This is a genomic window from Telluria sp. AIW5, from assembly GCF_056680575.1.
Map to the genome: position 1 here is coordinate 4,233,690 of NZ_CM155289.1, position 26,481 is coordinate 4,260,170.

23 protein-coding genes and 1 tRNA gene are annotated in these 26,481 nt (G+C 64.9%); 7 read left to right on the forward strand and 17 right to left on the reverse strand.

The features are described 5' to 3' along the window. Positions 1 to 57: 57 nt before the first annotated feature. The 9 genes from AC1MEM_RS18725 to AC1MEM_RS18765 form a co-directional block, all read right to left on the reverse strand. Positions 58 to 519 carry a MaoC family dehydratase gene (locus tag AC1MEM_RS18725; RefSeq protein WP_499473033.1) on the reverse strand — a complete coding sequence of 154 codons (462 nt, stop codon included), beginning with the start codon at positions 517 to 519 and terminating at the stop codon, positions 58 to 60. Beyond that, complete coding sequence (locus tag AC1MEM_RS18730) at positions 516 to 1,667, reverse strand: acyl-CoA dehydrogenase family protein (protein WP_499473035.1); 1,152 nt, start codon at positions 1,665 to 1,667, stop codon at positions 516 to 518. The genes AC1MEM_RS18725 and AC1MEM_RS18730 overlap by 4 nt, the downstream gene beginning before the upstream one ends. A gap of 9 nt (positions 1,668 to 1,676) precedes the next feature. Then, the gene (locus AC1MEM_RS18735) at positions 1,677 to 2,867 is read right to left on the reverse strand and encodes an acyl-CoA dehydrogenase family protein (RefSeq protein WP_499473036.1); all 1,191 of its coding nucleotides are present in this window, start codon (positions 2,865 to 2,867) and stop codon (positions 1,677 to 1,679) included. Positions 2,868 to 3,193: 326 nt separating this feature from the next. After that, positions 3,194 to 5,464, reverse strand: coding sequence for a carboxy terminal-processing peptidase (locus AC1MEM_RS18740; RefSeq protein ID WP_499473038.1), 2,271 nt, complete (start codon positions 5,462 to 5,464; stop codon positions 3,194 to 3,196). 160 nt (positions 5,465 to 5,624) lie between these two features. After that, entirely contained in the window at positions 5,625 to 6,215 is a 591-nt protein-coding gene (locus AC1MEM_RS18745) for a hypothetical protein (protein WP_499473040.1), read from the reverse strand. Between the two features lie 37 nt (positions 6,216 to 6,252). Beyond that, positions 6,253 to 6,774: a thymidine kinase gene (locus tag AC1MEM_RS18750; protein WP_499477696.1), complete on the reverse strand. Its 522-nt coding sequence runs from the start codon at positions 6,772 to 6,774 to the stop codon at positions 6,253 to 6,255. A 103-nt stretch (positions 6,775 to 6,877) separates the two neighbouring features. Further along, a complete protein-coding gene (locus tag AC1MEM_RS18755; RefSeq protein WP_499473042.1) occupies positions 6,878 to 7,444 on the reverse strand; it encodes a sugar O-acetyltransferase in 567 nt (188 codons plus the stop codon). Positions 7,445 to 7,458: 14 nt separating this feature from the next. Continuing rightward, positions 7,459 to 9,726: a penicillin acylase family protein gene (locus tag AC1MEM_RS18760; protein WP_499473044.1), complete on the reverse strand. Its 2,268-nt coding sequence runs from the start codon at positions 9,724 to 9,726 to the stop codon at positions 7,459 to 7,461. Between the two features lie 46 nt (positions 9,727 to 9,772). After that, positions 9,773 to 10,561: a hypothetical protein gene (locus AC1MEM_RS18765; RefSeq protein ID WP_499473046.1), complete on the reverse strand. Its 789-nt coding sequence runs from the start codon at positions 10,559 to 10,561 to the stop codon at positions 9,773 to 9,775. Between the two features lie 184 nt (positions 10,562 to 10,745). On the opposite strand from AC1MEM_RS18765, the gene AC1MEM_RS18770 reads away from it, so the two are divergent. Both AC1MEM_RS18770 and AC1MEM_RS18775 read left to right on the forward strand, forming a co-directional pair. Beyond that, positions 10,746 to 10,832, forward strand: a tRNA-Leu gene (locus tag AC1MEM_RS18770). 272 nt (positions 10,833 to 11,104) lie between these two features. Continuing rightward, entirely contained in the window at positions 11,105 to 12,964 is a 1,860-nt protein-coding gene (locus AC1MEM_RS18775; protein WP_499473048.1) for a T6SS phospholipase effector Tle1-like catalytic domain-containing protein, read from the forward strand. 21 nt (positions 12,965 to 12,985) lie between these two features. Here the strand turns inward: AC1MEM_RS18775 and AC1MEM_RS18780 are convergent, their stop codons facing one another. After that, on the reverse strand, positions 12,986 to 13,918 hold the full coding sequence (locus AC1MEM_RS18780; protein WP_499473050.1) for a LysR family transcriptional regulator: 933 nt from the start codon (positions 13,916 to 13,918) through the stop codon (positions 12,986 to 12,988). 247 nt (positions 13,919 to 14,165) lie between these two features. On the opposite strand from AC1MEM_RS18780, the gene AC1MEM_RS18785 reads away from it, so the two are divergent. Both AC1MEM_RS18785 and AC1MEM_RS18790 read left to right on the forward strand, forming a co-directional pair. Further along, a complete protein-coding gene (locus tag AC1MEM_RS18785; protein ID WP_499473052.1) occupies positions 14,166 to 15,515 on the forward strand; it encodes an FAD-binding oxidoreductase in 1,350 nt (449 codons plus the stop codon). A 77-nt stretch (positions 15,516 to 15,592) separates the two neighbouring features. After that, entirely contained in the window at positions 15,593 to 16,906 is a 1,314-nt protein-coding gene (locus tag AC1MEM_RS18790; protein WP_499473054.1) for an MFS transporter, read from the forward strand. A gap of 216 nt (positions 16,907 to 17,122) precedes the next feature. Here the strand turns inward: AC1MEM_RS18790 and AC1MEM_RS18795 are convergent, their stop codons facing one another. The 4 genes from AC1MEM_RS18795 to AC1MEM_RS18810 form a co-directional block, all read right to left on the reverse strand. Beyond that, entirely contained in the window at positions 17,123 to 19,132 is a 2,010-nt protein-coding gene (locus AC1MEM_RS18795; protein WP_499473057.1) for a methyl-accepting chemotaxis protein, read from the reverse strand. Positions 19,133 to 19,182: 50 nt separating this feature from the next. Beyond that, positions 19,183 to 19,983, reverse strand: a complete 801-nt coding sequence (locus tag AC1MEM_RS18800) for a TorF family putative porin (protein WP_499473059.1) — start codon at positions 19,981 to 19,983, stop codon at positions 19,183 to 19,185. 276 nt (positions 19,984 to 20,259) lie between these two features. Then, complete coding sequence (locus tag AC1MEM_RS18805) at positions 20,260 to 20,457, reverse strand: hypothetical protein (protein ID WP_499473061.1); 198 nt, start codon at positions 20,455 to 20,457, stop codon at positions 20,260 to 20,262. A 22-nt stretch (positions 20,458 to 20,479) separates the two neighbouring features. Next, positions 20,480 to 20,884, reverse strand: coding sequence for a hypothetical protein (locus AC1MEM_RS18810; protein WP_499473062.1), 405 nt, complete (start codon positions 20,882 to 20,884; stop codon positions 20,480 to 20,482). Positions 20,885 to 20,997: 113 nt separating this feature from the next. Between AC1MEM_RS18810 and AC1MEM_RS18815 the strand changes: the two genes are divergently transcribed. Beyond that, positions 20,998 to 21,669, forward strand: coding sequence for an SOS response-associated peptidase (locus AC1MEM_RS18815; protein WP_499473064.1), 672 nt, complete (start codon positions 20,998 to 21,000; stop codon positions 21,667 to 21,669). A gap of 71 nt (positions 21,670 to 21,740) precedes the next feature. Here the strand turns inward: AC1MEM_RS18815 and AC1MEM_RS18820 are convergent, their stop codons facing one another. Further along, on the reverse strand, positions 21,741 to 21,908 hold the full coding sequence (locus AC1MEM_RS18820) for a hypothetical protein (RefSeq protein ID WP_499473066.1): 168 nt from the start codon (positions 21,906 to 21,908) through the stop codon (positions 21,741 to 21,743). A gap of 683 nt (positions 21,909 to 22,591) precedes the next feature. Between AC1MEM_RS18820 and AC1MEM_RS18825 the strand changes: the two genes are divergently transcribed. Then, entirely contained in the window at positions 22,592 to 22,951 is a 360-nt protein-coding gene (locus AC1MEM_RS18825) for an Lcl C-terminal domain-containing protein (protein WP_499473068.1), read from the forward strand. A gap of 46 nt (positions 22,952 to 22,997) precedes the next feature. Here the strand turns inward: AC1MEM_RS18825 and AC1MEM_RS18830 are convergent, their stop codons facing one another. Together AC1MEM_RS18830 and AC1MEM_RS18835 are read right to left on the reverse strand one after the other, a co-directional pair. After that, positions 22,998 to 24,440 carry a M20/M25/M40 family metallo-hydrolase gene (locus AC1MEM_RS18830; protein ID WP_499473070.1) on the reverse strand — a complete coding sequence of 481 codons (1,443 nt, stop codon included), beginning with the start codon at positions 24,438 to 24,440 and terminating at the stop codon, positions 22,998 to 23,000. A gap of 107 nt (positions 24,441 to 24,547) precedes the next feature. Then, positions 24,548 to 25,684: a metallophosphoesterase gene (locus tag AC1MEM_RS18835; RefSeq protein WP_499473072.1), complete on the reverse strand. Its 1,137-nt coding sequence runs from the start codon at positions 25,682 to 25,684 to the stop codon at positions 24,548 to 24,550. Positions 25,685 to 25,892: 208 nt separating this feature from the next. Between AC1MEM_RS18835 and AC1MEM_RS18840 the strand changes: the two genes are divergently transcribed. Beyond that, positions 25,893 to 26,351 carry a PXPV repeat protein gene (locus AC1MEM_RS18840; protein ID WP_499473074.1) on the forward strand — a complete coding sequence of 153 codons (459 nt, stop codon included), beginning with the start codon at positions 25,893 to 25,895 and terminating at the stop codon, positions 26,349 to 26,351. Positions 26,352 to 26,481 lie beyond the last annotated feature (130 nt).

Here is a 26,481-nt window from a genome sequence, read left to right on the forward strand (position 1 = left end):
GCATCGACAGGATGGGCGTGCTTGCTTCGTGCTTGCTTTGTGCTTGCTTTGTGCTTGCTACGCGGCGGCTTGTGGACGGCGCCGGAACAGCGCCTTGCCCTCGATGGTGCAGACGGGTTCGCCGTTCTGGTTGGTAGCGACCCAGGTCGAGAACACCACGCCGCGGTCCGGCCTGGAGGTCGATGGCTTGACCTCCTTCGTCACATAGCGCACCCGCAGGGTGTCGCCGGCGCGTACCGGCTGCAGCCAGCGCACGCCGTCCAGGCCCGGCGAGCCCATGCTCGCTTCCTCGCAGCCCATGCCGTCGAGGACGATGCGCATCATCATGGCGCAGGTATGCCAGCCGCTGGCGATCACGCCGCCGTAGATCGATTTCGCCGCCGCTTCCCTGTCGACGTGGAAGGGCTGCGGGTCGAACTGGGTGGCGAAGGCGATGATTTCGTCTTCGTTGACGGTGCGCTGGCCGAGTTCGAATTCCTGGCCGGGCACGAAGTCGTCGAAATACCACTGCTTCTTCATGCCGCCCTTTCCCTGAAACCCGGCTGGGCGATGAAACGCGCCAGGTGGTGGTCGCTGTCGCCCAGCGTCAGTTCGATCGTCGCCAAACGCTTGAAGTAGTGGGCGGCCGGCAGTTCGTCGGTCACGCCCATGCCGCCGTGCAGCTGCACGGCTTGCTGGCCGACGAAGCGCGCGGCCTGGTTGATGCGGTACTTGGCGGCCGAGACGGCGCGGCGGCGCTCATGTGCACCCTCGGCATCGCTCGAGGCGAGCTTCACGGCCGCCATCAGCGCCATCGAGCGCGCCTGCTCCAGATGGATGTACATATCGGCCATGCGGTGCTGCAGGGCCTGGAACTTGCCGATCGGGGCGCCGAACTGCTGGCGCGTTTTCAGGTATTCCAGGGTCGCCTCGAAGATGGCTTCCATCGCGCCCAGCGCTTCGGCGCACAGCAGGCCGGCGCCGTAATCGAGGGCGGCGTCGAGGATGCCGGCGCCCTTGCCTTCTTCTGCCAGCAAGCCGGAGCGTGGCACCAGCACGTTGTCGAAGCGGACGTCCGCGGCGCGCTGGCCGTCCAGGGTGCGGTAGCCGGTGATCGTAACGCCCGCCGTGTCGGCAGGAAGCACGAACAGCGTGACGCCATCCTGCCCGCGCTGCTCCCCGCCGGTGCGTGCCGAGACCACCAGCATGCCGGCCTGGGCACCATGGATGACGACCTTCTTCTCGCCGTTCAAGGTCCAGCCGTCCCCGTTTGCGACCGCGCGGGTGGCGATGTCGAACATGTCGTGGCGCGACTGGCGCTCGCCCAGTGCGCAGGCGAGTTTCAGTTCGCCCGTTGCGATTCTCTCCAGCAGCTCGCCGCGGCCGCCTGCCAGCCGCAGGAATTCGGCGCCGAGCACTGTGGCAAAGTAGGGCTCGACCACGAGGCCGCGGCCCAGTTCCTGCATCACGACGAACATGTCGACGGCATTGCCGTTGAAGCCGCCGTGTTCTTCCGGCACCGGCAATGCCGTCATGCCGAGTTCGGCCAGCGTGGCCCAGGCGGCGTCCGAGGTACCGGTGTCCGAATGAATGATCCCGCGCCGCGTTTCAAAACCGTAGTCGCGGCCGATCCAGCGCTTGAGGGCGTCCGCAAACTGCAGCTGCTCCTGGTTGAAATTGAAGTCCATGCCTTCTCCTTACAGGCCCAGGATCATCTGGGTGATGATGTTGCGTTGGATCTCGTTCGAGCCGCCGTAGATGGAGGTCTTGCGATAATTGAAGTAGTGCGACAGCAGCGGCGCGGCGTCGTCATGGTCGACCAGGCTGTGCGCGCGCTCGCCGTCCAGGTAGGCCGGGTCGAAAGGCAGCGCCATCGGGCCGACCGCTTCCACCATCAGTTCGGACAGCAGTTGCTGGATATCGGTGCCGCGCACTTTGAGCACCGAGGCTTCCGGCCCCGGGCCCTTGTCGGCGCGCGACAGCACGCGCAGGACCGTCATTTCGAGCGCCATCAGTTCGATTTCAAGGCTGGCCAGTTTCGCACTGAACAGCGGGTCGTCGATCAGCGGCTTGCCGTTCCTGGTCTCACGGCTGGCGAGCGTTTTCAGGAAGGCCAGTTCGCGCTTGCTGCGGCCCACCGCTGCGATGCCGGTGCGCTCGTGGCCGAGCAGGTATTTGGCATAGGTCCAGCCCCGGTTTTCCTGGCCGACCAGGTTGGCCACGGGGACGCGCACGTTGTCGAAGAAGACCTCGTTCACTTCGTGGTCTTCGTCGAGCATGATGATCGGGCGCACCGTGATGCCGGGGGTGTGCATGTCGATCAGCAGGAAGGAGATGCCCTCCTGCTTGCGCACGCCCGTATCGGTGCGCACCAGGCAGAAGATCATGTCGGCGTGCTGGGCCAGCGTGGTCCAGGTCTTCTGGCCGTTGACGACGTAGTGGTCGCCGTCGCGAACAGCGGTGGTCTTCAGCGAAGCCAGGTCGGAGCCGGCGCCCGGTTCCGAGTATCCCTGGCACCACCAATCCTCGCAGGACAGGATGCGCGGCAGGTAATACGCTTTTTGCTCGGCATTGCCGAAGGCCATGATGACGGGCGCGACCATATTGACGCCGAAAGGCAGGATTTGCGGCGTGCCGGCGCGTGCGCATTCTTCGTCGAAGATGTGGCGCTGGACCGGGGTCCAGCCCGGACCGCCGAACTCCACCGGCCAGCCGGGCGCAACCCAGCCCTTCTCGGCGAGAATCTTGTGCCAGCGTACGCTGTCGTCCTTGGAGAGGCGCAGGTGGTGGCGCACCTTGTGCTGCAGGTCGGCAGGCAAGGCCGCGTCGAGGAAGGCCCGCACTTCGTTGCGAAATGCCAGGTCTTGGTCCAGGTAATTCAGGTCCATTCGGTCTCCTTGTTATCGTCGCGCCGGGTGAAAAAGCACGATCGTTCACGAAAGATTCTACCCGAAAAAATGGCGGATTTATCAAATAAAAAAGAGGGGGATTCGGCCACCCCGCGTGCATGGCGCAAGATGTAGGGTGGGCCGGGCCACGAATGGCTCCGCCCACGCGGTAGTACGCATGCAGATCGACACACCGTTCGCAAGCGTTGCGGCATGCAGGGGCACGAGCGCGTGGGCGGAGCCCACCCTACGGTTATCTCTACTCGGCGGTCGCCTGATAAAGCGGGCAAAAAGAAAGCTCCCGAAGGAGCTTTCTTTGAAGGCATTTACTTCTTCACGACATCCGGACTGCCTGGCCCGGGCGCCGCCATGTACGGCATCGTGCGCGAGGCCATGCGGGTATCGGTCTTGAGCATCCCTGCCTCATCGGCCAGGATATGGGCCGTTTCCTGCAGCAGCACGTCCTTCGCGTCCTTCGCTGCCTTCTCGGCGGCGATCTCGGCGGACAATGCGCGCTCGTCCGATTGCAAACCGTCGTCGCGCGACAGCGAGTTGCGCGAGGCCACGACGGTCTTGGCTGGACGGGTCGGCTCGGGCACCTTGCTGCGTGCTTCCTTGCCGCCCGGCGCTGCCGCCGGTTCGTCCGGCGTGGTCGCGCCCTTGCCTGCCGCCAGGCGTGCTTCGCGCATCTTCGCTTTCGCGTCCTGGGCATCGCGCTCCTTGCGGCGCACGGCTTCGTTCAGCGAGATTGCGTTTTCCTTACGCAGCTTCATGACTTCGGCGATGTCTTCGCGCAGGTCGATGAAATCCTTGTCCTTGGCGATGCGCGCCTCGTGGCGCTTCTGCAGCGGCGCCACCAGTTCCTTCAGGTCGCCCGAGGGCACGTAATTGGCCGGCTTGATCGACACCCACGGCAAGGCGTTATCGAACGAAGACTCGCCGAAGCTGTCCGGATCGGTCGTCACCGGCAGCTTGATGTCGGGCGTCACGCCGCGCAGCTGGGTGGTGCCGCCGTTGATGCGGAAGAACTGGGCGATCGTCATTTTGAGTTCGCCAAAGCGCGTCTTGTCCGACTGCGAGAAGCGGTCGAGGTCGATCAGGGTTTGCACCGTTCCCTTGCCGAAGCTCGGCTCGCCGATGATCAGGCCGCGGCCGTAATCCTGGATCGCCGCGGCAAAAATCTCCGACGCCGACGCCGAACCGCGGTTGATCAGGACGCCCATCGGGCCATCCCAGGCCAGGCCGGGCGCCGTATCGGCCTCGACTTCGACGCGGCCTTCAGCATTGCGCTGCTGCACCACCGGACCCTTGTCGATGAACAGGCCCGTCAGTTCGACCGCTTCCACCAGCGAACCGCCGCCGTTGTTGCGCAGGTCGATCAGGACGTTGTCCACTTTGTCCTTCTTGAGTTCGCCCAGGATGCGGGCGACGTCGCGGGTGGCGCTCTTGAAGTCCTTGTCGCCCTTGCGGCGCGCTTCGAAGTCCTGGTAGAAGGTCGGCAGCGAAATGATGCCGATGCGGCGGTTGATGCCGTTTTCCTTGACCTGGATGATCGACTTCTTGGCCGCCTGCTCTTCCATGCTGATCTTCTTGCGCACCATCGAGACGGTGACGTGCTTGGCGTCGATGCCGGCGTCGCCCGGGATCACGTCCAGGCGCACGGTCGAGCCCTTCTCGCCGCGCACCAGCTGCACGACGTCGTCGATGCGCCAGCCGAGCACGTCGGTGAACGGGCCGGTGCCCTGCGCCACGCCGACGATGCGGTCGCCCACCTTCAGCTTGCCGGACTTGTCGGCCGGGCTGCCGGGCACGACTTCGCGGATCACCGTGTAGTCGTCGCGCGTCTGCAGCACGGCGCCGATGCCCTCGAGCGAGAGGCGCATGGCGATGTCGAAGTTGTCGGCCGAGCGCGGGCCGAGGTAATTGGTATGCGGCTCGATGGCGGTCGCGTACGCGTTCATGAACATCTGGAACACGTCTTCGTTGTTCAGCTTCTTCATGCGCGAGACGTAGGTCTCGTAGCGCTTGTCGAGCGTCTCGCGGATGCCCTTCTCATCCTTGCCGGCCAGTTTCAGGCGCAGCCAGTCGTTCTTGACGCGCTTCCTCCACAGGTCGCGGATCTCGTCCTCGCTCTTGGCCCACGGGGCCTTTTCGCGGTCGAGCTGCAGGGTTTCGTCGGTCGTGAAATCGAATTTGGTCTTCAGCAGGCCGCGCGCATAGCTCATGCGGTCGGCAAAGCGCTGCTGGTAGAGGTTGTAGATCTGGAACGGCGGGTTCAGGTCTTCGTTGTTGATCGCATCGTCGAGCTTGGTTCGCAGCGGGGCGAAGCGGTCGATGTCGGCCTGGGTGAAATACAGCTTTTCGCTGTCCAGGGTTTCGAAGTAGTTGTCGAAGATCTTTTCCGACATGGCGTCGTCGAGCGGGGTCGCCTTGTAATGGTAGCGGCCCAGCACGCGCGAGGCCCACAGCGCAGCTTGCGTCTGTGCGGCAATGGGCTTCATCTGGGTCGACGCGACTTTTTCCGGCTGTGCGGTCACCGCATGCGTGGACACGACGCAGGCCGCGGCCAGGGCAAGGATCAACATCTGCTTCTTCATGTAGTCGTTCTCCGAACGTGAACTTGAGTAACTGGCGACGCTACGCCGATACCTGCGGTATCCAAAGCGCGCGAACCCATTCTACAGGAACGGGGGCGCGCGTCGAGTCGGCTTGTGCGGGGCGTCGTGACAAGATTAAGGTTGGCTTAAGGCTGCGTGGTCAGCCTCGTATTGAACGCAGCAGCACGTCGTGCCACAGGTACAGCGCGCCAGCCAGGCCGAGCAGGACCGCCCAGGGCCAGGAACGCACTGCGAGGCGCCAGTCGACCGGCGAGGGCCAGAAGGACAGGAACTGGGGCGCGAGCACTACGGCCAGCAGCAGGTCGAGCGGCGCGAAGCGCCAGCCGGGACCGGTACGCCAGGCAGCGACCGCAAGTGGCAGCAACAGGACCAGGAAGGGCGCCAGCGCCGCAGGGGCGGCGTTGTACCAGCGCAGGTTGGAAAAGGTGACCGAGCCGAGTTCCCAGACCTTGCCCTTGCGGCGCGGGAACAGGCTGATATTGGTCGGCTCGGCATTGGTCAGCAGGCCGACGCTGAAATGCGCCAGCTCGTGGCACAGGGTGCCAGGTGCGGTGAGCAGGAAGAAGGCCGGATGTGCGCCGGACAAGATCCAGAACAGGAAGGCCATCGCGATCGACGGCACGAGGTAGACCAGGATATCAAGAAAAGGCGCGGGCAAAGGCGCAGGCAAAAGCGCGCCATGGCTGCACAGGAAGCCCGGCAGCCAGGCCGTGCAGGCGGGCAGGCTCATGGCGGGCTCATGGCGGGCTCATGGCGGGCTCAGGCGGTCAGCGCGCGTAGAAGCAGCGTCCGCAGGCCTGGCGATAGCTTTCGTTGCCGCCGATACTCACCTGCTCGCCTTCGCGGATACGGCGACCGTTATCGTCGACGCGGATGTTCATGGTCGCCTTTTTGCCGCAGGTACAGATGTTCTTGATTTCCTCGATGTCGTCGGCCAGCGCCAGCAGGTAGGCCGAACCCGGGAAGGGGTCGCCGCGGAAATCGCTGCGCAGGCCATAGCAGATGACGGGCACGCCGCGCACCTGGGCCAGCTGGTGCAGCTCCTGCACCTGGGCTTTCGTGAGGAATTGCGCCTCGTCGACGAGCACGCAGGAGACCGTCGGCGCGGCGGCCAGGAAATTGGTGCCGCCATCAAAAGTATCGACATGGCGTTGCGGACCGAGGCGCGAGGTGATCAGGCCGACGCCGTAGCGGTTGTCGATCGCGGCCGTGTAGAGCTTGACCTGCTGGCCCTGCTCTTCATAGTTGTGGGCCACCTGCAGCAGTGCCGTGGATTTGCCGGCGTTCATCGCCGAATACCTGAAATAGAGTTTTGCCACTGCCTGCCCGTGCGCGGATTGAAGTTGAGACCGAATCGCGAAATTATACAAGTGCGACGGGGACCGCGCCAGCTCAGCCGTTCACCTTGCCGCCCACCACGCGCGCCGGATTCCCGACCACCGTCGCGCCCGCGGGCACATCGCGCGTGACCACGCTGCCGGCGCCGACAATGGCGTCGTCGCCGATGCTCACGCCCGGCAGGATGACGGCGCCGCCGCCGATCCAGACATTTTTGCCAATGCTGACCGCCAGGCCCGATTCCAGCCCGCTGCGGCGTACTTCAGGATCGCGCGGATGATCGGCCGTGTAGATCTGGACCGCCGGACCGATGCGGGTATCGTCGCCGATCGTGACCGGCGCCGTGTCGAGGATCACGCAGTTGTAGTTGAGGAAGACGTTGGCGCCGAGCCGGATATTGAAGCCATAGTCGCAGTAGAACGGCGGACGCAGCATCGCGCCCTCGCCCACCGCGCCGAGGCGCTCGGCCAGGAGCTGGCGCCACGCCGAAGCCGGCTCGCCCATTGCCGCGTTGTAGCGCGCCAGCCAGGCGGCGCAGGCCTCCAGCTCGGCCTGCAGTTCCGGGCAGCTCGGGTGATATGGCTCGCCCGCCAGCATCTTGTCTTTCTCGCTGCGTGTCATCCTTGTTTGCCCCCTTATTGTCCCGGGTGATACTTGCGCTCGAGCTGTTTCTCGATGTCTTGCTTGTAGAACAGCACATCCTTGAATTCGCCGCGGCTGTACATTTCGGCCTGGTCGGCGAAGTGGCGCGAGGCCGGATTGCCGCTCTGGCCGCCCGCCAGGATGCTCTTCGCCTTTACTTTCGGGCCAAACTCGACGACGGCGACAAAACTGTTGCCGCGGTCGCCGTAGATGCGCTTGGTCTTTTGCTTTGCGACCATGCCGAAGGAGGCCAGCGAACCCCAGTTGGCGGATGTAAACGCGACCGGCCAGCTCGGCTTGCTGTCGTCGTACTCCTGCTGGACGTCGCCGCTGATGCGCTGGAAGCGGTTGATCTCGCCCCAAGGCGTTTTCCAGGTGCCGAAGTCGCGCGTCAGTTTCTCGCTGGCGCGTTGAAGTGCCTCGAGGCGCTCGTCCGCATTCAGTTTCGTCGTGATGAAATCGACGGTCGGGACGTTGGCCGCGCGCGCCCGTGCTGCATTCGCCGCGACCATTTCCTGGCCCCAGTAGACGGCGAGCGCGGTCGGCACCGAGTTGGCGGCCCAGCGCAGGTCCCAGCCGCGCAGGCTGGCAACCTGCTCGGCGAGGGCCGCCTTGCGCGCATCGCCGGCCGGCAGCGCGTCGAAGTCTTTCGTCAGCTGCGGCACCAGCGGTTCGAAGGCGGTGAGATAGCTGTCGTAGGCCATGGCAATCAGGCTGTCGAGGGTCAGCGCCTTCGCATCCTTCAGCACCCGCTCGGCGTGTTTGCCGCGCGCGTTTTCCGGCAGCGACCACATGTAAGCCGGATAGGCCTCGGGCTTCGGGCTGTTCGCGCCCGACGAACTGAACGGCCAGTTGTTCGTGTTCGAGATATAGCCGCTGGCCGGATTGAAGAGCGTGATCGTGTCCTTGATGGCATGCAGTCCCTGCCATTCGGTGGCCGGGTTGCTGCCGTCGACCGGCTTCGACCAGTCGAAGGCCGGATCGCGCTTCGGAATGAAATTGCCGTGGAAGTAGGCGATGTTGCCGTCGGCATCGGCATACACGGTATTGTTCGAGGAATTCGTGCGCAGTTCCATCGCCTTGTAGAAGGCGGCGTAACTCTTTGCCTTGGTGCGCGAATACGATTGCGTCAGCGCCTTGACCGGCTCGTCCATCATCTTGACGGCAACCCACTTGCCGTCTGCGCTGCGGATGATCGGGCCGTGGTGGCTGAAGTACGCGGTGACGCTGCGGCTGCCCATGCTGCCGTCGGGCTTTTTGAAGGGCAGCGTGATCGGCACCGCGCGCAGCGCGCGCTCTTCGCCGCCGTATGTATAAAAATACTTTCCTTTACGCTCGACCACTGTTTCCAGGTATTCGTCGATCACGTCGCCGCCGCCCGAGGTGTGCATCCAGCCGGTCTTCTCGTTGAAGCCCTGGTAGATGAAGAACTGGCCCCAGGTCACGGCGCCATAGGCGTTCAGCCCCTGCTCGCTGACCATGTGGATTTCGGGACGGAAGTAGAAGGAGGTGTGCGGGTTGATCAGCAAGAGCGGATGGCCCGACGCCGACAATCTCGGCGCGATTGCAAAGCCGTTCGAGCCGCGTGGTTCCGCGTCGCGCAGGTTGGTGTTGTCGGCCACGGTTGGGGTCGGCTGTATGGTCGGCTGCACGCTCGGCTTCAATTCGTTGCCGTAGAAGGCTTCCAGGTCCTTGAGCCCGATCTCCTCGATGTCGCCGCCGATACTGCCTTCGCTGAAGGCGAGCGCCATCCACGGCTCGAAGCGGGTCAGCAGCTTCGGCTTCGTTTCCGGATGCGTGTGCAGGTAGAAATTCAGGCCGTCGGCGAAGGCAGTCATCAAGTCCTTCAGCCAGGCGGGACTGGCCGCATACTTCGCCCGCATGTCCGCGGGCCGGATATAGAGCTTCATGCGCAGGTCGCGCCAGACTTCCTTCTCGCCCTCGACTTCGGCCAGGCGCCCCATCGCGTTGATGTAATTGAGTTCGACGCGGTTGAAGTCGTCCTCGGCCTGGGCGTACAGCATGCCGAACACGGCGTCGGCATCGCTCTTGCCGAACACGTGCGGAATGCCCCATTTGTCGCGCATGATCGTGACCCGGGCAGCAAGCTTTTGCCAGCGTGCAAGCTCGGCGGCGCTGGCTGCGCCGCGGGCGGGCACGGCCGGCACCTTGGCCGGTACATCTTGCTTGGCGAATACCGGAACTGCGGTGGCGGCCAGGGCCGCTGCGAAGGCCGATGAAAGTAAGCGGGACAGGAACATGCGGATTCTCCGTTATTGTTATCGTTCTGGCGCCTGCGCCGCCTGCTCAGCCGGCGTTGTTGGCGAGCTTCTGCTTCAGCACTTCGTTCTCGGTCAGCAAGGTCGCCATGCGGTCCTTCAGCGCGGCGATCTCCGCTTTCAGGGCCGCCTTTTCGTCGATCGGTTCCCCATCCGGCCCCAGCTTCTTCGGCTTGCTCGCCGCCTTCTGCTCGCGCACCTGGCGCGCGGCCTGCTGGAGTTCCTTGCGGCCACCGGCGACGGCGGCGATCTGCGCTTCTTCCGGCAGCGAGGCCACGTTGGCGGCGGCGTTGATCGAGATCGTGCCCGAGCGCACTGCTTCGACCAGCTGCGGCGTGGCCGCCTTCTGGATGCGTTCGATCTGGCTGATGGTATTGCTCGACACGCGCGCCGCCTTGGCGACTTCCTCGCGCGTGTTCCACGGCGGCGGCGGACGCGCGTCCATGTCGTCCGGGTTCGGCACCGGCGGCTCGTCCGCCATCTTCTGCGCCATGCGCGCGGTGACGATCTCTTTTTTCCGCAGGGCCAGCAGGCCGCGCTGGAAATCGGACACGCTACGCCGCGCCAGGTGGTTGTCGATCATCCACAGCATCACGTCTTCGATGGTCTCGAAGCTGTTGTTGTGGACGGTACGGAACGGGATGTTATGGCGGCGGCAGATCTCGTAGCGGTTGTGGCCGTCGATCAGGACGTCGCGCCACAGCACGAGGGCGTCGCGGCAGCCCTCGGCCAGCAGGCTGCGCTCGAGCGCTTCGTGTTCGATGGCGGACAGCGGGTCGACGAAGGCCCGCAGCTGGTCGTTGATGGTGATATTCAAAATTCGGGTCCTTGCACTTCTTGTTCGGGGCGCACATCGAAGCGTCAATGCGGAGGCTTCTCTGCGCCGGGGAGCATGCTACACCATTCGATGGCTCGGCCATAGGGTGCGGCCTTCCTCGATGAGTGCAATCTTGCAACTTTGACCCGGCCAGGACAGGCCTGTGCTAGAATCCTGCCGCGCTGCCCCGATGGTGAAACTGGTAGACACCCGGGACTTAAAATCCCGTGCTCGCAAGGGCGTGCCGGTTCGATTCCGGCTCGGGGCACCAATATGGCTGCAGCGCACCGTAACACCCCCATCGCAACCCGCTTGCCCTCACGGCCACGCGGGTTTTTTCGTATGGACGCGCAAGCTGTTTCCCGTTTGGATAAAAACAACGCCCGCATTCTCGATACTGTTTTGATCACGATCATTTCAGGCGTAGAGTAATCGATGTAGCCCGCATCTCAGGATGGTCGTACTTCCGATTGTGTTCAGGCAGGTTTCCCAGGCAGGCAAGCGCCCCGGAACCTGATTCCGGCAACAACAGCGCGGGGTCCCATGCATACCGACGAGAGCACAGCGGCCGTCACCGAAGGTGGGGCACGCCAGATCATCGTGTGCTGCGACGGCACCAACAATACCCTCACCGGCGGCAGCCGCGACACCAATGTCCTGAAACTCGTCGGCCGGCTGGCGCCCGAGCAGCAGAACCAGCTGGTGTATTACGATCCGGGGGTCGGGGCGCCGGACCAGATGCCGCCGCTGGGCCTGTTGAACGAGTTGCATCGCAAAATGGAGCGCATCGCGGGTCTGGCAAAGGGAAAAGGTGTCTACGAAAATATCGCGGAAGCCTATTCCTTCCTGGTGGACAACTATGCTCCCGGCGACGAGATCTACATCTTCGGTTTTTCGCGTGGTGCCTTTACCGCGCGCTGCGTGGCCGGCATGGTCAACACCTTCGGCATCATCAGGCCCGACAGCAAGTCCCTGATCCTGACACTCATCCGGGTGTATTTCACGACGCCGTCCGACAGCCAGCAAAAGGACCGCCCCTGGTGGGCGGCCTGGTCTGCGCAGCGGGCCCTGCACAAGAAGACGAAGAACGCGCAGCTGGCGCGGGACACCGGCATGGCCACGGGCGACGTTGCTGCCGGCGACGTCAAGACCTACCTGGCGCACAAGAAAGGTCGAAAAGTCCTGCGCGAAGAGGTGGCCGAACAAGTGCGCGACTCGTTCACCTCGCGCCACGGCAGGACAGCCTGTACCTACTTTGTCGGCGTCTGGGATACGGTCGAGTCGGTAGGCGTCCCGCTGTTTACTCGAAGCATTACCAGCAGCGGCTCGACCAGGGACAAGGATGGCTTCCGCCATATCCGCCATGCCCTGTCGATGGACGAGCACCGGCTCAGCTTCGCGCCGCGCCTGTATTGGGACGAGGATTACACGGTCGACGACCCGCAGCAGCCCTCCAATTCGCGGTCGCTGCGGCAACGCTGGTTCCGCGGCGTCCACAGCGACGTCGGCGGCGGCTACGACGAGAACGAAACGGGACTGTCCGACCAGGCATTCAGCTGGATGCTCGGGGAAGCGGTCGGGCGCGGCTTGCGCATCGGTTCCGCCGAGCCCGCCCCTCGCCAGCGCGCGAAACCCCGCATTGCGCACGATCCCTGTTTCGACACGCCGTGGTGGGGCGTGGCCGGCCTGAGCGTGCGTACCAACGTGACGCATACCACGAAGGGCAAGGAAAGGACGATCAGGGTGCTCCCCGAAGGGGCGGCCCGCGAGCCCGCCGACCGCATCCATCCGGCGTGGAATGCCGAAGCGGTACTGAACAATTATCGCTTCTGGCTGGCGCTGGTCTCCGCCTGCCTGCTTGCGTTGGCATGCGGCTGGCTGGCCCATGGGGCTTTCGATCCCGAAGGCACGCTCGGCCTTGTCGATCGCGCGCGGCTGGGCGCGATCGAGTTCGATGCCTGGCAACGGGACTTCCTCGCGGCATGCGTGAACGACTGGCCGGCCTGTTCGCCCCGGTTGAAATCCTTGCCGCCGGCCTTCTGGGCCATCGTGGTCGACTTCGGCTTCATCGCCTCGTATAGCTGGCTGCTCGGGCTGTTCGCGGCATGGGCGTTCAAGGAAATGGCGGGATGGCGCAATCCGGACGAAAAAGCGCAGCCTTTGTTCGTGTTGGGACGGGCGCCGATGATCGCCGTCGCCGCCGATGTCGGTGAAAACTTGCTGACCATCCTGACGCTCTGGTCCCTTTACTGGGACAACCCCTCCATATCGGCCGCCCTTGGATTTTTGATGATGCTTGCGAACCTGACGAAATGGGTCGGACTCGGGGGCAGCTCGCTGCTCATCGCCTGCGGTATCTTTGCGACGAGCGCGCGGCCCCGTCACGTGCAATCGCGCGCCTGAACAGCTGCTCAGCCCATCTGCTCAGCTCACGCAGCGCAAGGACGGCCACTTCCCGTTCTCGCGCAGCTCGCCCACCAGCCGCGTGATCAAGTCCGACACGGCACGCTTCGCATTCGTCTCGGGAATATTATTCGACCGGCAAATCCCCAGGGTGCGCGAGACCTGCGCCGGATCGATACGCCTGGCAGAGAGCCGTCCCTGCATGACTTCCTGCTGTACCAGGGCGAGCGGCATGATGGTGTTGCCCTTGCCGGCCTCGACGGCCGTTTTGAGGATGTGCACCGAATTGATTTCGGCGAGCAGCGCCGGCATGTGCAGGCCCAGCTTCGCCACCGTTTCTTCGATGATGCTGCGCAGGCAATGGCTGTGTTGCAGGCCCGACAGCAGCAGCGGCCCGGACAGCGCTTCCTCCAGGCCGACGTCGCCTTCCTCGCCGCTTCCGGCGCTGCTTCCTCTGGCCGGCTGTACCAGGTAAAAATCCTCCTGTGCAATCGGACTGAAGGAAAAGCCCTGCAAGGCGATGTTCGATGTAAAGAGCGCCAGGTCGACGTGGCCCTGCCGCAGTTGTTCGAGCAGGTTGCCGGTCAGTTCTTCGTTGATGTGCAGGGAAATATTCGGCAACTGCGCCTGGACCGCGTTGATCAGCGGGAGCGCCAGCGCCACCGATGCGCTTTGCGGCACGCCGACCACGACATTGCCGACGATGGCCTCGGCCGAGAAATGCACCGCTTCGCGGGCGTCGCCCATCTGTTTCAGGATCGCCTTGCAATATTCGTAGAAGACCTTGCCGCTTTCTGTGGGGAACACGCCGCTGTGGCTACGGTGCAGCAAGATCACGTCCAGATCGGTTTCGAGGTCCGATATCTGCTTGCTCAGGGCCGATTGCGCGACAAACAGCCGCCCCGCCGCACGCGAGACGCTGCCGCTGTCGACGACGGCCACGAAATACTTCATTTGCCTGATTTCCACCTGATTGTCTCCCGCCCCGGCTCGTTTTGTTCTATTTCTCTAATGATATCGGCAGCGTCGTACCGGGTCATCTGGAAACGAGAACGAAGGATATGCATTCGATATGCCATCCATGGCGCCTTTTCGCAGTAAGCTCCCCGGCAGCGCAATAAAACGGAGCGATCCCATGACCACCATGTCCCTGCCAGCAGATGTCGTCGAGACACCCCTTCCAGCAGCATTTCGAGAAGCAATGAGCGCCCTGCTCGATACCCGGTTCACGCTGTCCCTGCCGGTACGCGAACACCACGGCAAGGACGAATCGCCCTTCGGCATCATCGCGCCCGATGCCGTCGCCTTCATCCTCGATACCGAAGAGGCGGCTGCCGTCATGCGCCTGTGTGCCGAGCATCGGGTGCCGGTCATTCCTTTCGGCGCCGGCACCTCGATCGAAGGCCATTTGCTGGCGCCGCACGGCGGCATCAGCCTCGACCTCAGTGGAATGAACGCCGTCGTCGCCGTCGACGCCGAGGACCTGACCGTCACCGTGCAGGCGGGCGTGCTGCGCAAGCAATTGAACGAGGAAATCAAGCATACGGGCCTGTTCTTCCCGATCGATCCGGGCGCCGACGCGTCCATCGGCGGCATGTGCGCGACCCGTGCGTCGGGCACGAATGCCGTGCGCTACCAGACGATGCGGGAAAACGTGCTGGCCCTGACCGTGGTGACGCCCGAAGGCAAGATCATCCATACGGGAACCCGGGCCCGCAAGTCCTCGGCCGGCTACGACCTGACCCGCGTCTATATCGGCAGCGAAGGGACGCTGGGCATTATCACCGAGGTCACGCTGCGCGTCTATCCGCAGCCGGAAGCGATTTCGGCCGCCGTCTGCGCTTTTCCGACGGTGGCCGACGCCGTCCGGACCGTCATCGAAACGATCCAGATGGGCGTACCGATCGCGCGTGTCGAATTCGTCGATGCCTTGTCGATCAGGGCCATCAACCGGCACGACAAACTGGAACTGGCCGAGATGGCGACGCTGTTTTTCGAATTCCACGGCAGCGACAACGGCGTCAAGGAACAGGCTGAAACGGTCCAGCAGATTGCCGCAGGCAATGGCGGCCATCGCTTCGCATGGGCCACCCATCCGGAAGACCGCAAGAAACTGTGGAATGCGCGGCACAGCGCCTATTTTGCCGCCCTGCAGTTGAAGCCCGGCTGCAAGGCGGTCGTCACCGACGTGTGCGTGCCGATTTCGCGGCTGGCCGAATGCGTCACGGCGACCGAAGCCGACTTGCAGGCGTCGTCGCTGCCCTGCCCGATCGTCGGCCATGTCGGCGACGGCAATTTCCACGTCATCATCCTGATCGATCCGGACAAGCCGGATGAGCGCGACGAGGCCGAGCGCATCAACGCCCGGGTCGTCGAACGCGCACTCGCGATGGGCGGCACCTGTACCGGCGAACACGGCATCGGCATGCACAAGAAAGCGTTCCTGCGCACCGAGCATGGCGACGATGCGCTGGACGTCATGCGCGCCATCAAACGGGCGCTGGACCCGCAGAACCTGCTCAATCCCGGGAAGATATTCGAACTGAACTAACGAATGTACCGAGCGGCGTCCAATAGCGCCAATATAAAAACCGGCACAAGCCGGAAAACAAACATTGGAGACAAGAGATGAACGAGATCACTGCGGGGCAGTTGCTGCTGGACGAGACGACGAATATCGACCGGATCTACAGGAAAATCAGCGTGCGGCTGATCCCGTTCCTCCTGTTCTGCTACATCCTGTCCTACCTGGACCGCATGAATATCGGTTTCGCCAAGCTGCAAATGCTGGGCGACCTGGGATGGAGCGACGCGGTCTACGGGATGGGCGCCGGCGTGTTTTTCCTCGGGTACTTCTTCTTTGAAGTCCCCAGCAACATCATCATGCACAAGGTGGGCGCGCGGCGCTGGATCGCCCGCATCATGATTTCCTGGGGTGTCCTGTCGGCCGCGATGATGTTCGTCGAAAGCGCCACCTCGTTTTATGTGGTGCGTTTTCTATTGGGGCTGGCTGAAGCGGGCTTTTTTCCTGGGATTATTTACTACCTCACGCGCTGGTATCCGGCCGACCGCCGCGGCCGCGCCACCTCGCTGTTCCTGACGGCCATCGCGCTGGCCGGCGTGATCGGCGGCCCCCTGTCCGGCTGGATCCTGCGCGACGCCAATGGCCTCGGAGGCCTGGCGGGCTGGCAATGGATGTTCGTGGCTGAAGGTATTCCTTCAGTCATCGCCGGCTTCTTCCTGCTGCGCTACCTGGACGATCAAGTCGAGGATGCCAGGTGGCTGACCGATGCCGAAAAGCGCGAAGTGCTTGCCCTGCTACAAAAGGAAGAAGTGGGCAAGTCCCATTCCTCGATCGGCAAGGCCTTCGCCAGCGGCCGCACCTGGCTGCTCAGCATGATTTACTTCCTGTTCGTGTTTTCGCTGTACGGCATCAGCTTCTGGCTGCCGACCATTATCAAGGCAACCGGCGTCAAGGACGCCCTCGATATTGGCTTGCTGAGCGCCCTGCCCTGGGCGGCCGGCGTGGTTGCCATGGTGCTGGTCGCGCGCAGTGCCGACCGCCGCGGCGAACGCCGCGGCGAACGCCGCTGGCATATCGCCATCCCTGCAGTCCTCGGCACCATCGGCTTCATCGTCAGCGTCAAGTTCAGCGCGAATATCCCGGTTGCCATGCTCGGCATGTCGGTCGCGACGATGGGCATCATGACCGCCTTGCCGATTTTCTGGAGCATCCCGACGGCCTACCTCGGCGGCGCGGCGGCTGCAGCCGGGATCGCGCTGATCAACTCCTTCGGCAATTTGTCCGGCTTCGTGGGCCCCACGCTGATGGGCTGGATCAAGAGCGTCACCGGTTCGCTCGACAGCGGCGTGTACATGCTTGCGGGCTGCCTGCTGGCGGGCGGTTTGCTGACGCTCTGCACCTCGCCGAAATTGCGCTAACCGGCGTTGCAGCTTGCGCGCCGGCCTCGCTGAGAGCGTCGCCCTGTTATGCCTGCTCGGCGCTGCAAGCCGGCAGCAGGCGCGCGCCGCCGTGCGCGGGGCCGTGATCGGTTGCGCGCCAAGCAGCGCGTCCCGGAGAGATCGCACGCGCGGGCCGCAGCGGCGGACGCGAGCGCACGGCCAGCGGGCTGCGCGTCCGGGTGCAGGCGGCCGCGCTCATCGCGGCCGCGCCAATGCCAGCTGGCGTGCGGCGGCTGCAGGAGCCGCCGCGCTTTCCAGCTTGAACTCGCCCACCAGCGCCACCAGGGTCGCCGCCTGTTCCTGCAGGCTTTCGGTCGCCGCCGCGGCCTGTTCGACCAGCGCCGCATTCTGCTGCGTCGCGTCGTCCATCTGGACGATGGCCTGGTTGACCTGGCCGATGCCCGTGCTCTGCTCGGCGCTGGCGGCGCTGATTTCGCTGACGATATCCGTCACGCGGCGCACGCTCTCGACCACCTGCCGCATCGTCTGGCCGGCTTCGGCCACCAGCATCGAACCCATGCCGACCTTGTCGACCGAGTCGCCGATCAGGCCCTTGATTTCTTTCGCCGCGGCGGCGCTGCGCTGCGCAAGATTGCGCACTTCGGTGGCGACGACGGCAAAGCCGCGGCCCTGCTCGCCGGCACGCGCGGCTTCGACCGCGGCATTGAGCGCCAGGATATTCGTCTGGAAGGCGATGCCGTCGATCACGGAGATGATGTCGACCACCTTGCGCGAGGAGGCGTCGATCGAGGCCATCGTGTCTACCACTTGCGCCACGACCTCGCCGCCGCGCACCGCCACCTGGGAGGCCGAGGCCGCCATCTGGTTGGCCTGGCGCGCATTGTCGGCGTTCTGGCGCACGGTCGAGGTCAGCTCTTCCATCGAGGCCGCCGTCTCTTCCAGCGCGCTGGCCTGCTGTTCGGTGCGGGCCGACAGGTTGGCGTTGCCCTGGCGGATTTCGTGGCTGGCGCCAGCCACGCTGTCGGAACTCAGGCGCACGCGCGCCAGCACGTCCTGGATCTTGGCGACGAAGGTATTGAAGCCGACGGCAATCGTGGCCAGCTCATCGTTGCCGCGCACGTCCAGGCGCGCCGAGAGGTCGGCATTGCCGCCGGCCAGGCCCGTCATGGTGGCGGCCAACGCGCGCAGCGGGCGCATCAGGCGGTAGAGCACGGTGACCATCACGGCGGCGGCCAGCAGCGCGCACACGACCGAGATCATCAGCGAATAGGTCATCAGTTCGCGCGCCGAGGCGGTGGCGACCGCATGCGGGAAGCTGAGCTGGACCGCCCAGGGCGCCATCTCGGGGTGCGGACGCAGCGGCTCCAGCAGGCGCACCATGCCGTGGGCGTCGATGAATTCGTAGGGCTTGCCCTGGCGGATGCTGTCGAGGCCCGCGGCCGGGATGTCGTCGGCCTTCCTGCCGTTGCGCGCCGCATCGGGGTGGCTCGCATACAGGCCGCCGTTCGACACCAGGGTCAGCACGCCGCCTTCGATCGGCTTCATCGTGGCCAGGATGGCGGACAGCTTCGAGACCATCATGTCGCCGGTCGCGACGCCCCTGAACTTGCCATCCACCATGATTGGCGCCACGAGCGAGGCGATCAGCGCGTCCTTGCCGTTGATCGGGTAGGAATACGGTTCGGTCAGGAAGCGCTTCCCGGTTTTCTTCGGCACGTCGTACCAGTCGTTGGCACCAGGCACCGTGGTGAACACGATCGGTTCCACGCCGACCTTCCCGTCCGCGCCAAGCGTGTAATACGGCATGTAGCGGCCGTTCGCATCATATTCCGGCTTCTTGCCGGCGAACTCGGCATCCTTGCCGTCGAGCGCATCCGGCTCCATGGTGATCGAGGCGCCGATCAGGTCTTCGGAGCCGAGCAGCATCGACCGGGTGATCGCCCCGGCCTGGCCACGCGCGAGGCCTTCGTTCGCCACGCCGGTCGCGCGCACGGCGCCGGCCACCGTCGAGATCGCGTTCAGGTTGGCGCCGATGCGGCCATCGAGCACGCTCGCGGTCTCGCGCGCTGCAGTGCGCGCCAGGCGCATCGCGGCGGCTTCCGAGGCTTCGCTGCCCTTGAAGCCGATGACGCTCGAGGTGATGCCGAGGCTGAGGATGACCAGCACGGTGGCAGTGGTGCTGATGCGGGTGTTGAGCGAGAAAGAGAAACGCGCGCGGCGTGGAGTGGAGTCGGGAGTCTTCATGGATGCGGTGGGCGTCGGGATGCGGGTCGGGTTGCGGGTCGGATTGCGGGTCAGAAGCTGCGCGTCAGCGACAACACGACGCTGCCCTTGGCCGGATTCGAACAGGCGATGTGGCCGCGGGCGTCCGGTACCCCGGTGCTGTAACGGTCGTAGGCGTGGGTGGCGCCGAAAGCGCGCGTCCAGGCCGCGGCCACGGTCCAGCCGCCGGGCAGCGGGCGCGACAGGCCGGCCTTGATGTCGCGCCAGTTCCAGTAATCGTTGCCGGCGCCGGCCACCCGGCCTTCGCCGGCGTGCAGGGTGAGCGTGGTGTCGTGCCCGAGCGTGAGGCTGGCGCCGCTGTCGAAGTAGCCGGTGCCGCGGGCGTTGACGATGCCGAAGAAGTCGCGTGTAAACGTGTAGTTGTATTTAGCGTAGACGGCTTTCCAGGTCAGGCCGGCCGACAGTTCGCCGTAATCGAAACGGGTGCCGGTGGCGCCGATGACCGCGCCCGGATACTTGTAGTAGAGCGCGACCAGGCTGTAGCCGATATCGCGCACAGTGCCGCTATAGCCGCCGTACAGGTCCCACTCGAGCTTGCCGTGTTCGATGTACCGGTCGCTCACGTTCGACACCCAGCTGCCCGCGCTCCAGCCGCTGCGGTGGGTGACATCGATGCCGCCCTGGACGGCGGGCTGGCCCCAGGTCTGGCGAAAGCCGCGCGAGATGTATTGCGACGCCAGGCTGGCGTTGCCGGTCACGCTCCAGGCGCTGTCGATGCTGCCGACGTCGATGGCGTCGTCGGCGTGCGCGGGCGGCAGCGTGCACAGGATGAGGCAGGCGAGCGGCAGCAGCCGCTGGATGGAAAGGGTCATGGTGGTGGGCGCATTGCGCCGGTTGGAGGCTAAAAGATTCCGTAAGGCAAATTTCCTGCAGGAATTTTATGCGTATCCCACAGCCGAGCCGCGCTTTCATGCCAGAATGAAAACCAGATTTTTTTGCGCTGCATCATCCGCGCCACAAAGTAGCAAGGATGGCATTCGTGTTTGATAACGCGGCCGCTACCCGGAGGCGGGCAGGCCGCTGCGAACGGGGGGCAGGAACGGTGAGGAGATCCGGCGCCGATCGGGAGACCGGCGCGCGCAGCAGGCCTAACGGCCCTGGTAGAGCAGCACCGCGCAAGCGGCGGCGCCGATGACGAGCACGCCGTAGAGGAAATAGCGCATCGCGGTGGCGAGGCCCGCCACCGCCTTGTCGGCGTCCTTGCTGAGCATGCCGCGCTTGCGCCCGGAATTCATCAGCATGGCGATGAAGACGAAGCTCGTGAACAGGATCAGGACGAATTTCATGCAGGACTTGTCCAGTTCGCCATCAAGTGCGCGCCAGCACCAGCGCGAGCGCAACGAGGCCCAGCACGCCGGACGCGGCGGCAACGAAACCGACCAGGGTCAGGCGCTCGCGCGCGGCCTGCAGTTTCGCAATCAGCTGGGCGTTCTGGTCGGCCAGTTCCGTGATCAGTTTCGAGGCTTCGCGCACCTGGCCGTGGAGCTGGGCGATCGCGGCGTCCTGCTGTTCCACCTGGGCCGCGAGCATGGCCAGCCCGTCGTCGACCGGCATGTGCGCCACCGCTTCGTCGAGCTCGGTGTTGGGCAGGGGAGTCACCTTGCGGCCGACGGTCTCCCACAGCCGGCGCGCGCTGCTTGCGACCTGGGGCGCGGCCGAAATGACCTCGCCCCAGGGAACGGATTTCAGTACTTTCAGCCAGGCTGCCGCCATGTCGTTTTCTCCTTCTGGTGTCAGGTTTGCAGGATAGCACCACCCGTAGCCCAGCCCCGCCCCGCTGCCCCCTTGCCAATCGTGCGGCGCGAATTTTGCAGTACCATGGTCCCATGTGTGGACGATTTGACCAGAGCCAAACGGCACGATATTACGCGAGCGTCTTCGGCTGGGCCGATGCCGTGTACGACAGCGAATCGACGCCGGCCTATAACGTGCCGCCCGGTACGTATCGCCCCGTCATGCACATGCAGGACGGCGAGCGTCGCATCGACGATGTCTTCTGGAGTTATCGCGCGAAATGGGCTGAAGGGAAACTGCCGATTTCCATCAACGCCCGCCTCGACAAGCTGAGCAACCGCTACTGGAGCCGGCTGCTGAAAAACGGCCGTGCGATCGTGCCGGCCGACGGCTGGTACGAGTGGACCGGCGAAAAGGGGAAAAAGCAGCCCTGGCATATCCACCGCAAGGACCGCGCTCCCCTGTACATGCTGGCGCTGGCCAGTTTTGGCACGTTTACCGAAAACCGGGCCGAGGCCGGCTTCGTACTCGTCACCGACGATGCCGCCGAAGGCATGCTCGACATCCACGACCGGCGCCCGGTCGTGCTCGAGGCGGCCGACGCCGCGCTCTGGCTCGATCCGGACATCAGTCCCGAACAGGCGCTCGAACTGGCGCGCCAGGCGGCGCTTCCGCCCGAGGCCTTCGAGTGGTTCAAGGTCACGCCGCAAGTCAACCGCGCGAATGCCGACGGCCCGGAAATGGCGCTGCCGATGCCCGAGTAGCACGACGCGCGCGGCGTCGGTCCACTCAACACCATCCTCCCCTCACGCGCCAGCGTGGAGGGACGGCGGTCCTATTCCAGCATCGTCAGCAGGGCGACCAGTCCAAGGGACAAACCGATCAGCACGCCCGTGCGGTTGCGCAGGCGCTGGCCGCGTTCGACCAGTTGTTTCGCGAAATGGCGGCGTGGACGGCGTGCAGCGTCGGGGACAGGCTGTGCTTGCGATTCGTTCGTGTTCATCTCGATATCCATTCGATAACTCCCCAACATCGTGGGCGAAGAAAAGACTGTGGGAATGCCGGGCCGCGGCGCGGTGGCAGGAGTGTCGGGGGAAGCTCGGGCGCGACGCGCGGCGTCGGCCGAGCTCAGGCAAGCCGGGCGGGAGATCCTGGCCTGCGGATGCGGGCGGCGCCGCGCGGACAGTTGCGGCGCGCGATCGTGTGGGCAGAAAAGACAACGGCGCGGGCAGGCGCCGCGCCGTGGAAGGACGTAAAACACGTGAAACTGAACAACTCGTGATGCGCAGTGCGTGACATGCCAGGTACCGTGTTCGATCTGCTGCCGGGAACGCCGGAACGAACCGCACGCCACCAGGACGTCCGCCCTGACCCGCAACTTAAAAAATTGATTCTACACGAAGGTCTTGACTCTTAAATACGAATTTGCGCAATGTGTTTGCGCCAGATCACACTCCTGCCATTCGACGCCAAAAACCCGCAGGCCTTGCAGCCGCGCGGCCCTTGTTCGGGCGGCGTGAATGAAATTCAGTTCTGCTACGCGATTAAAACCGTTTATTGCCTTGAAATCGAATAGCTTCCTGATCTATGTCTAGCCAGCCAGGCAACTAAAACGCCGAGGCCGGTGTCATACCTGCATGACCGGATAAACCAAACCGACGCGCGAGGACACCGATGGGTATCTATATGCAATTACGAGACACGCTGAAGGAAGGCGAACATTACGCCGGCATTATCCTGGGCAAGGATGGCGGCGCCGACCACCACCTGATCCTGCTTCCCGGCGACGCAGCCGATGTGGGCTGGCCGGGCGCACTCGAATGGGCCACGGCGCAGGGCGGCGAACTGCCGAGCCGGCGCGAGCTGTCCCTGCTGTTCGCGAACCTGCGCGAGCAATTCGAACGCGAGTGGTACTGGTCGTCCGAGGCGCACGAGACGCGCGCGCAACTGGTCTGGGGCGAAAACTTCGCCAGCGGCATCCAGACAGTATACGGCCGGCCGTTTCGCGGCCATGCGCGCGCCGTCAGGCGGGTGCCGATCGAGTGAGCGGGCCAGCCCGCGCGCAGCGACTCCGGCCCGCCGGGACAGGTTCTTACCGAGCCGGCACCACCGCGCGCCCGATCGGCTCCTCGACATTGGCCAGGAACCAGGCCGTGGTCGCCATCAGGGCCACGTGGCGGCGCAGGTTGTCCGGGTCGACCTTGTCCAGCGTATCGGCTGCCGTGTGGTGGTAGTCGAAGTAGCGCGAGGTGTCGATCAGCGGCGCGAAGCTCGGCACGCCTGCGCGTTCCAGGCCCGACAGGTCGCCGGTCGAGAGCGCGTCCTGGCGCTGGAACACGCCGGCGCCGATCGGCTGCAAGGCCGCCTGCAGCGGCGCAAACAGGCGGCTCGACGCTGCCGGCACGCTTGCGCGCAGGCCGAACGGACGCCCTGCCCCGTTGTCGCTCTCGATCGCGCCGACGTGGCTGGCGGCGTTCGCCGTGTTCGCCTCGAGATAGGCGCGCGCGCCGCGCGTGCCGTTCTCTTCGTTCATCCAGGCGACCAGGCGGATCGTGCGGCGCGGCCGGTAGTCGAGCTTTTTCAGGGTGTCGAAGACGGCCATGGCGCTCGCCACGCCGGCGGCGTCGTCGTTGGCGCCGGTGGCCAGGTCCCAGGAATCGAGGTGGCCCGAGACGATCACGACCTCGTCCGCCTTGTCCGTGCCGGGCAGGTCGGCGATCACGTTGTAGCTGTCGGCGTCAGGCAGTATCTGCGGCGTAAGCAGCAAGCGCATGGTGAGGGGGCCGCGTTTCGCGAGGCGGCTCATCAGCATGGCGTCCTCGACCGTGACGGCCGCGGCCGGGATGCGCGCGCCGTCCTGCAGGTTGGTGGCGCCCGTATGCGGCAGGCGGAAGTTGGCGCCGCCCACCGAACGCACCAGCGCCGCCGCCGCACCGAGCTCGGCCGCCATGCGCGGGCCGTTGGTGCGGTAGTTCGAACCGGCGCCATAGGCCTGTCCGGCCAGGCCGCGGTCGGCCATGTTCTGGTCGAAGGGAACGTCGAAGAGCACGATGCGGCCCTTGACGTCGCCGGCGCGCGCCTTCAGTTCGTCGAAGCTCGAGACCACGACGACCTGCGCCGTCAGGCCCGCGGCCGGGGTGGCGCCCGAGCCGCCGAGTGCGGTGAGCACGAGGTGCTGGCTGATGCCGCCCGGCCGGCCGCGGTAGTCGACCAGCTCGCCCGTCTCCTGCCCGCGCACCCAATGCGGCACCTTGACCGGCTGCAGCGTCACCTTCGCGCCCAGCTTGCGCATGGCATCGGCGACCTGGGTCACCGCGGCCGCCGCGCCGTTCGAGCCAGCCAGGCGCGGACCGATCAGGTCGGTCATGTCCGCCGTACGTTCCCATGCATAGTCGCTTTGCAGCGCCGTATCGCGGATCTTCGCCAGCGCGGCCGGGTCGTTGCCGGGGCTGGCAGCCTGGGCGCTGCCCACGGACGGCGCGGCGAACAGGGCTGCAACCGCGAGGCGGAGGGCTGGCTGGCGGAGACGGTTCATGCGTTCTATCCTTCAAGAGTCGGGGATGAGAACGATAGCGCATACTGCAAGTTTTTGCTGTCTTTACAAGCGCCAATGCAAAGGCGGTAGAGGGACCGCTGCCCCGATCAGGCAGGAACCAGGCGTACCAGCGTAATCTCCGACGGCGCCCCGAAACGCTTCGGCGGTCCCCAATAACCCGTGCCGCGGCTGGTGTACACCCACAGGCGGCGCACCCGGTGCAGCCCGGCAACAAACGGCTGCTGCAAGGGCACGAACAAATTCCACGGGAAGAACTGGCCGCCATGTGTATGGCCCGACAGTTGCAGGTCGAAGCCCGCCGCTTCGGCGGCGGTTGCGCTACGCGGCTGGTGCGCCAGCAGGATCTTCACGGCAAGGCCGAGCGGCGCGCCGGCAGCGGCCGCCTGCGGGTCGCTGCGGTGGGCCGGATTGAAATGGTGGGCCGAATAATCGGCGACGCCGGCGATCATCAGCGCGGCGTCGCCGCGCCGGCGCACGACGTGCTGGTTCAGCAGCACGGTGAGGCCCAGGCGCCGCAGCTCGACGATCCACTCTTCCGCGCCCGAATAATATTCATGGTTGCCGGTGACAAAAAACGCGCCGTCGGGCGCCGACAGGCGCGCCAACGGCTGGGTATGCAGCCCCAGGCGTTGCACGCTGCCGTCGACCAGGTCGCCCGTCACCGCGATCGCATCGGCGTCGAGCGCATTGACGCGGTTGACGATCGCGTTCAGGTAGGGCCGCTTGATGGTCGGGCCGACGTGGATATCGGAGATCTGCGCGATCGAATAGCCGTGCAGCGCTTCCGGCAAGCCCTCGATCGGCACGTCGACCCGTTTTACGCGCGCGACGCGGCGGGCGTTGACGAAGCCGATGACCGTCACGCCAAACGCGAGCAGCGGCACGGCCAGCGCACTGGTGTGGTCCAGCAGCGCACTGCCCTCGCCTGCCATCGCCGCGCCCAGCAGCACCAGCTCACGCACGAAGGTCAGCACCAGCAGCGAGGAAAACAGGCCCATCGCCAGCAGGCCGATCCAGGCCAGTTGTTCCGACCAGCGCCGGCGCCGCAGCGAGGAGGACAGGAGCCCGACCGGCACCAGTACCGTCGACAAGGCCAGCAAAGCGGTCCCGGCAAGCATGCCGCCGAGGCCCAGGCCGAGGGCGGGCAACAGGCGCACACCGATATACACGTGGAGAAGAACCAGCAGGGACAGGACAAAGACCAGGTTACGGCGTGCGGACATGTAGGCTCGGGAAAAAGAAGATATTTAACCCAGATGGGGCGGGCATGGCGGTCTGCAAGGCTTGTCAAAAGAATGTTACCGAGTGCGGATCAGTTGTAAGAATCTGTATTAGCAGGTGGCGATCACGGCGGCCCGGGCTATAGTGGTTTCCATGCCCCGGCGTCACAGCGATCATGTCGATCCTCGTTGAGGCAAAAAAGGAAATGCCATGTTGAATAAAAAATGCTTTGGTGCGGTGATCCTGGCCGCTGTCGCCGTCTCGCCCTCGGCATTCGCTGGCGACCGCGGCACCAATACGGCAGTCGGCGCGGTGCTCGGCGCAGCAATCGGCGCCAGTGCGGGCGGTGGCGGCGGTGCCCTGGTGGGCGGCGTCCTCGGCGCAGCCGTCGGCAACTCGATCGGCGGCCACGACGATCGCCGCTACTACAACAACAACCGCGGCTACGCTTCGGTTGGTTATTACCAGCCGGCTCCGGTGTACGTCCAGCCACGCCCGGTGTATTACGAACAGCCACGCTATTACCGCGAACCTGCGGTCGTGTACGTCGAACCACGGGGCCGTCACCACGGCTGGGATCGTGGCGACCGCGGCTGGGATCGCGGCGACCGTGGCTATCGCGACCATGACCGCGGCGGCTACCGCGACCACGACGGCTATCGCCGCTGATCCAGGCCCTGCTGCAGCAAAAACCGCGCTCCCGAGCGCGGTTTTTTTCGTCCACGCCGAGCTCACTCGTGTCCGTAGCGCACCGTAGCGTGGGCACTCGTGCCCACGCGGTTCACCGGCGGATAACACG

Coding starts and splice junctions, on each gene's coding strand:
- AC1MEM_RS18790 (WP_499473054.1), top strand. CDS start 15,593: ATGAACGAGATCACTGCGGGGCAGTTGCTGCTGGACGAGACGACGAAT.
- AC1MEM_RS18745 (WP_499473040.1), bottom strand. CDS start 6,215: ATGAGCCTGCCCGCCTGCACGGCCTGGCTGCCGGGCTTCCTGTGCAGC.
- AC1MEM_RS18825 (WP_499473068.1), top strand. CDS start 22,592: ATGCAATTACGAGACACGCTGAAGGAAGGCGAACATTACGCCGGCATT.
- AC1MEM_RS18750 (WP_499477696.1), bottom strand. CDS start 6,774: ATGAACGCCGGCAAATCCACGGCACTGCTGCAGGTGGCCCACAACTAT.
- AC1MEM_RS18780 (WP_499473050.1), bottom strand. CDS start 13,918: ATGAAGTATTTCGTGGCCGTCGTCGACAGCGGCAGCGTCTCGCGTGCG.
- AC1MEM_RS18730 (WP_499473035.1), bottom strand. CDS start 1,667: ATGGACTTCAATTTCAACCAGGAGCAGCTGCAGTTTGCGGACGCCCTC.
- AC1MEM_RS18725 (WP_499473033.1), bottom strand. CDS start 519: ATGAAGAAGCAGTGGTATTTCGACGACTTCGTGCCCGGCCAGGAATTC.
- AC1MEM_RS18830 (WP_499473070.1), bottom strand. CDS start 24,440: ATGAACCGTCTCCGCCAGCCAGCCCTCCGCCTCGCGGTTGCAGCCCTG.
- AC1MEM_RS18775 (WP_499473048.1), top strand. CDS start 11,105: ATGCATACCGACGAGAGCACAGCGGCCGTCACCGAAGGTGGGGCACGC.
- AC1MEM_RS18735 (WP_499473036.1), bottom strand. CDS start 2,867: ATGGACCTGAATTACCTGGACCAAGACCTGGCATTTCGCAACGAAGTG.
- AC1MEM_RS18840 (WP_499473074.1), top strand. CDS start 25,893: ATGTTGAATAAAAAATGCTTTGGTGCGGTGATCCTGGCCGCTGTCGCC.
- AC1MEM_RS18795 (WP_499473057.1), bottom strand. CDS start 19,132: ATGAAGACTCCCGACTCCACTCCACGCCGCGCGCGTTTCTCTTTCTCG.
- AC1MEM_RS18835 (WP_499473072.1), bottom strand. CDS start 25,684: ATGTCCGCACGCCGTAACCTGGTCTTTGTCCTGTCCCTGCTGGTTCTT.
- AC1MEM_RS18755 (WP_499473042.1), bottom strand. CDS start 7,444: ATGACACGCAGCGAGAAAGACAAGATGCTGGCGGGCGAGCCATATCAC.
- AC1MEM_RS18820 (WP_499473066.1), bottom strand. CDS start 21,908: ATGAACACGAACGAATCGCAAGCACAGCCTGTCCCCGACGCTGCACGC.
- AC1MEM_RS18740 (WP_499473038.1), bottom strand. CDS start 5,464: ATGAAGAAGCAGATGTTGATCCTTGCCCTGGCCGCGGCCTGCGTCGTG.
- AC1MEM_RS18805 (WP_499473061.1), bottom strand. CDS start 20,457: ATGAAATTCGTCCTGATCCTGTTCACGAGCTTCGTCTTCATCGCCATG.
- AC1MEM_RS18810 (WP_499473062.1), bottom strand. CDS start 20,884: ATGGCGGCAGCCTGGCTGAAAGTACTGAAATCCGTTCCCTGGGGCGAG.
- AC1MEM_RS18800 (WP_499473059.1), bottom strand. CDS start 19,983: ATGACCCTTTCCATCCAGCGGCTGCTGCCGCTCGCCTGCCTCATCCTG.
- AC1MEM_RS18785 (WP_499473052.1), top strand. CDS start 14,166: ATGAGCGCCCTGCTCGATACCCGGTTCACGCTGTCCCTGCCGGTACGC.
- AC1MEM_RS18760 (WP_499473044.1), bottom strand. CDS start 9,726: ATGTTCCTGTCCCGCTTACTTTCATCGGCCTTCGCAGCGGCCCTGGCC.
- AC1MEM_RS18815 (WP_499473064.1), top strand. CDS start 20,998: ATGTGTGGACGATTTGACCAGAGCCAAACGGCACGATATTACGCGAGC.